2 protein-coding genes are annotated in these 1715 nt (G+C 73.0%); both read right to left on the bottom strand.

Translation table 11 applies throughout. The annotated features are described in order from the left end of the window. The coding region (locus AB0C29_RS17505; RefSeq protein WP_360821304.1) for a carbamoyl phosphate synthase small subunit at nt 1-689 on the bottom strand (689 nt) is incomplete at its 3' end. Continuing rightward, on the bottom strand, nt 686-1715 hold a 1030-nt coding region (locus tag AB0C29_RS17500), incomplete at its 5' end, for a dihydroorotase (protein ID WP_360821302.1). The genes AB0C29_RS17505 and AB0C29_RS17500, both read right to left, overlap by 4 nt.

Genomic DNA, 1715 nt, shown 5'->3' with positions numbered 1-1715 from the left:
GCCGGGTCGCCCGGGCCGGGCGACAGGAACACCGCGTCCGGAGAGACCTCCAGCAGCTGCTCGATCGTCGAGGAGGCCGGGAAGATGTGCGTGGTCACGCCACGCTCGGCCAGCCGCCGGGAGACGTTGCGCTTGATACCCAGGTCCAGCGCGGCGACCGTGTACCGGTGCTCGCCGACCGCTTCGACCGTGTACCGCTCGGCCGTGGTGACCTCGGCGGACAGGTCGGCGCCGGTCATCTGGGGCTGGGCCAGCACCCGCGCCTTGAGCGAGGCCGGGTCGAGGTCGACGGTCGAGATGCCGACCCGCATCGCGCCGCGTTCGCGCAGGTGGCGGGTCAGGGCGCGGGTGTCGACGCCGCTGATGCCGACGATGCCCTCGGCGGTGAGCCGCTCACCGAGGTCGCCGGTCGAGCGCCAGTTCGACGGCCGGCGGGCCGGGTCGCGGACCACGTAGCCGGCCACCCAGATCCGGTCCGACTCGTCGTCCTCGGCGTTGACGCCGGTGTTGCCGATCTGCGGCGCGGTCTGCACGACGACCTGCCGGTGGTACGACGGGTCGGTCAGCGTCTCCTGGTAGCCGGTCATGCCGGTGGTGAACACGGCCTCACCGAAGGTCTCCCCCTCGGCGCCGTAGGACTGACCACGGAACGTGCGTCCATCTTCGAGTACAAGAATTGCTGGTTTCACTTGACGGCCTTCCCATCCAGGACGGTCGGCTCTCCCCGGAGGAAGGTCGCGACGATGCGACCCGGCAGGGTGGTGCCCGCGTACGGTGTGTTGCGGCTGCGGCTCGCCAGCTCGGCCGGGTCGACGACCCGGCGGGCGGACGGGTCCACCAGCGTCAGGTTGGCCGGCGTGCCGGCCGCGAGGTCGGTGCCGTGCCCGGTGAGGCCGGCGATGCGGGCCGGGGCGCGGGACATGCGCTCGGCGATGAGCTCCCACTGCTCCCCGAGGACGGAGAGCACGACCGGCAGGGCCGTCTCGAGACCCACCATGCCCGGGCGGGCGTAGGCCCACTCACATTCCTTGTCCTCGACCGCGTGCGGCGCATGGTCGGTGGCCACGATGTCGATCACACCGTCGACCAGGGCCTGGCGCAGGGCGCGCACGTCGGCGGCGGTGCGCAGCGGCGGATTGACCTTGTAGACCGGGTCGTAGCTGGCGGCGAGCTCGTCGGTCAGCAGCAGGTGGTGCGGCGTGACCTCGGCGGTCACCCGTACGCCGCGGGCCTTGGCCTGGCGCAGCACCTCGACCGACCCGGCGGTGGAGACGTGGCAGACGTGCAGGCGGCTGCCGACGTGCTCGGCCAGCAGCACGTCGCGGGCGATGATCGCCTCCTCGGCCACCGCGGGCCAGCCGGTCAGCCCGAGCCGGGTGGAGACCTCACCCTCGTGCATCTGGGCGCCCTCGGTCAGCCGCGGCTCCTCCGCGTGCTGGGCGATGATGCCGTCGAACGCCTTCACGTACTCCAGGGCGCGGCGCATCAGGCGCGGGTCGGCCACGCAGTGGCCGTCGTCGGAGAAGATCCGCACGCCGGCGGCCGAGGTGGCCATCGCGCCCAGCTCGGCCAGCTGCTTGCCGGCCAGCCCGACGGTGACCGCGCCGATCGGCTGCACGTCGACCAGGCCGGCCTCGCGGCCCAGCCGCCAGACCTGCTCGACGACGCCGGCGGTGTCCGCGACCGGCGAGGTGTTGGCCATCGCGAAGACCGCC

It is taken from the genome of Actinoplanes sp. NPDC048791 (genome assembly GCF_040650095.1).
Classification (GTDB): Bacteria; Actinomycetota; Actinomycetes; order Mycobacteriales; family Micromonosporaceae; genus Actinoplanes.
This window is presented reverse-complemented; position numbering and strand designations above follow the sequence as displayed.